Raw genomic sequence first — 3,799 nt, 5'->3', positions numbered from 1 at the left:
ACGACGGCCGTGGGCGAAGTGTTCCGCTACATCGTCGAGGCGCCGCCCGGCATGGACCCCAACGAGGTGCGCGCGCTGCAGGACTGGGTGGTGCGCCCGCAGCTGCGCATCGTCTCCGGCGTGGCCGACGTGGTCAGCTTCGGCGGCACCGTCAAGGAATACCAGGTGCAGGTGGACCCGGCCGCCCTTAAACGCTATGGCGTGACCATCGACCAGGTGAGCCAGGCCTTGACGGCCAACAGCGCCAACGTGGGCGGCGGCCAGGTGCGCCGTGGCGACGAGGCGCTGCTGGTGCGCGGCATCGGCATCTTCGACAGCATGGATGACATCGGCCGCGTCATCGTCAGCGCCAGCGCAGGCAAGACGGTGCTGGTGTCGGACCTGGGCACGGTGAGCGCCGGCTTCCGGCCCCGCTCGGGCGTGGTGGCCTTCAATGGCAACGACAGCGTGGTGGAAGGCATCGTCCAGATGAGCAAGGGCAGCAACGCGGCCAAGGTGGTGGCCGACGTCAAGCTGGCCGTGGATGCCGTCAACGCGCGCCTGCCCAAGGGAGTGCGGCTCAAGACCATCTACGACCGCACCCAGTTGATCGACCATACGGTGCGCACGGTGGGCGAGAACCTGCTGGTGGGCGCGGCGCTGGTGATCGCCATCCTGATCGTCTTCCTCGGCAACTGGCGCGCCGCGCTGATCGTGGCCACCGTGATCCCGCTGTCGCTGCTGTTCGCCTTCATCATGCTCGACGCGCGCGGCATCCCGGCCAACCTGATCTCGCTGGGCGCGGTGGACTTCGGCATCATCATCGACAGCGCCGTGGTGCTGGTGGAGGCGCTCATGGTGCGTCTGGCGCTGCAGGACTATGATCCGGCCGGCGACTTGTCGCCCTATGCGTGGCGCAAGCGCACGCTGAAACAGACGGTGGTGGAACTGGGCCATCCCATCCTGTTCGCCAAGGCCATCATCATTGTCGCCTTCATCCCCATCTACACCTTCCAGCGGGTGGAAGGCAAGATCTTCTCGCCGGTGGCATTCACGCTCAGTTTCGCCATGCTGGGTGCCATTGTGCTGAGCATGACGCTGGTGCCATCGCTGCTGGCGTGGACTGTCAAGCGCCACCCGATGGCCGAACGCCACAGCGCCTGGATGGCGCGCTTGACGGCCAGTTACCGGCGCTTGCTGGCGCGGGCCCAAGCGAGGCCGGTGGCCGTGTTCGCCGCCTCGGGCGCTGTGCTGGTGCTGACGCTGGCGCTGGCGCCGCTGCTGGGCAGCGAATTCCTGCCCAAGCTCGACGAGGGCAATATCTGGCTCACCATCAGCCTGCCCAATTCCACGGCGCTGGAAAAGACCCAGGAAATCGAGCACAAGGTACGGGCGATCCTGAAAAGCTACCCGGAAGTGGGCAACGTGATCTCGCACGTGGGCCGGCCGGACGATGGCACCGACCCCAAAGGGCCGAATAACATGGAGATCCTGGCCGATCTGACGCCCCGTTCCAGCTGGCGCTTCAACGACAAGGACGCGCTGGTGGCCGACATCTCGGCCCGCATCCGCCGCATGCCGGGCGTGCCCACCAACTTCTCGCAAGTGATCGAGGATAACGTGGAGGAGGCCTTGTCGGGCGTGAAGGGCGAGATCGCCGTCAAGATCAGCGGTCCCGAGCTGGACGTGCTGACGCAGGCCAGCGAGCAGGTCGCGGCCATCCTGAACGGCATCGCCGGCGCCGCCGACGTGGCCGCCGTGCGCATCGGCGGCCAGAGCGAGATCGATATCGTGATCGACCGTGTGCGTATCGCGCGCCTGGGTGTGAACGTGGCCGACGTCAATGGCGCGATCCAGACGGCGCTGGCCGGTGTGGCAGTCAACACCTATTTCGAAGGTGGGCGACGCTTCGACATCACGTTGCGGCTGCAGGAGCGCAGCCGCGCTTCCGTCAACGACATCGCGGCGCTGCAGATCAACCTGCCGGGTGGCGTGGGCACGGTGGCGCTGGGCGACCTGGCCCGGATCGAAGTGCGCCAGGGCGCGGCCCGCATCAGCCGCGAGGCGGGAGAGCGCAACGCCTCCGTCAAGGCTAACCTGCTGGGGCGCGACCAGGGCAGCTTCGTGGCCGAGGCCCAGCAGAAGGTGGCGGCAAAGGTGCACTTGCCGGCCGGCTACCAGATCACCTGGGGCGGCCAGTTCGAGAACCAGCAGCGCGCCGTGCAGCGGCTGCAGGTGATCGTGCCGATCACGGTGCTGTTGATCTTCTCGCTCCTGTTCTGGGCGTTTCGCTCGGTGCGCAAGGCGTTGTTGATTCTGGCCATCGTCCCGTTCACCCTGATCGGCGGCATCGCCGGGCTGGCGGCGGCCGGCCTGCATTTCTCCGTGTCGGCGGCCGTCGGCTTCATTGCCGTGGCCGGGATCTCGGTGCAGAACGGCGTGATCATGGTGGAGCAGATCGTTGCGCTGGCCAAGGGGCCGGCCACGCTGGTGGCCAGCGCGGCCGAGGGCGCGGCCCAGCGCCTGCGCCCGATCCTGATGACGGCCCTGATGGCCGGCCTGGGCTTGCTGCCGGCGGCCCTGTCGCACGGTATCGGTTCGGAAACCCAACGCCCGTTCGCGGTGGTGATCGTGGGCGGCATTGTGTCCGCCACCTTCTTCACCTTGCTGCTGCTGCCGCTGGCCTATCCCTATTTCGCGGAGCGCGCCAGCCAGGACTAGGCCTGGACGCCCCCGCAACCCGGCCGGCGCGCCCCCCGCGTGCCGGCCACCTTCACGTTTGAGAGCACACCATGCATGACCTGAGCGACATCGCCACCTGGCTGGAAAGCCATCCCATCCACCACGAATCGGCCGTGCATGACACGCTGCCCGATCCCACCTTCATCACCCAGGGCGAGACGGTGGTCTCGTTCAGCACCAATAACTACCTGGCGCTGGCCAATCACCCGCGCCTGGTGGCGGCGGCGAAGGCAGGGTTGGACCGTTACGGCGTGGGCAATTGCGAATCGCGCCTGCTGGGCGGCGACCTGGAGGTGTACCGCACGCTGGAGCGCCGCCTCGGTGAACTCAAGCACAAGAGCGACGCCGTGCTGTTCGTGACCGGTTATATGACCAACATCGGCGTGCTGTCGTCGCTGGTCAAGGCCGGCATGCTGGCGCGCCTGCATGGCTACCGCGCCAAAAAACGCCGCAAGTATGCTTATTACTCGGACGAGTTCAATCACATCAGCATCCGCGAAGGGATACAGATGTCGGGCGCCGAGCGCCACACTTACCGCCATTGCGACATGAACCACCTGGAGGAATTGCTCAAGGCGGCCGACGGCACGTGCCCCATCATCGTCAGCGACGGCGTGTTCAGCATGGAAGGGACGATCGCGCCGCTGCCGGACCTGGTGGCGCTGGCCGAGAAATACGGCGCCATCCTGTATATCGACGACGCCCACGCCACCGGCATCCTGGGTGAACATGGCGGCGGCACCTCCGAGCATTTCAACTGCCACAGTCCGTGCATCATGCAAATGGGGACGCTGAGCAAGGCGCTGGGCGCCATTGGCGGCTTCGTGGCCGTGGAGCGGGAGATCGCCGACGTGATCCGGCTGACCAGCTCCGCCTACGGTTTCACTTGCCCGCCGCCGCCGGACCAGGCGGCCGCGCTGATCGCCGCGCTCGACGTGCTGGAGGAGGAGCCGCAGCGCCGCCAGCGCCTGTGGGACAACCAGCGTTATTTCGTCGAGCGCATGGCGCCACTGGGCTACCAGATCCTGTCCACGGCCACCCCCATCGTGCCGGTGCTGATCGGCGACGCGGCCCAGTG

General features: G+C 66.9%; 2 protein-coding genes. Both read left to right on the top strand.

Translation table 11 applies throughout. The annotated features are described in order from the left end of the window. On the top strand, nt 1-2,700 hold a 2,700-nt coding region (locus H3H39_RS27205; RefSeq protein WP_182157678.1), incomplete at its 5' end, for an efflux RND transporter permease subunit. A 71-nt stretch (nt 2,701-2,771) separates the two neighbouring features. Beyond that, the coding region (locus H3H39_RS27200; protein WP_182157677.1) for an aminotransferase class I/II-fold pyridoxal phosphate-dependent enzyme at nt 2,772-3,799 on the top strand (1,028 nt) is incomplete at its 3' end.

The sequence above is a fragment of the Rugamonas apoptosis genome (genome assembly GCF_014042355.1).
GTDB classification, from domain to species: Bacteria; Pseudomonadota; Gammaproteobacteria; order Burkholderiales; family Burkholderiaceae_D; genus Rugamonas; species Rugamonas apoptosis.
The sequence above is the reverse complement of the archived record's forward strand: the minus strand, read 5'-3'. Positions and strand labels throughout refer to the sequence as shown.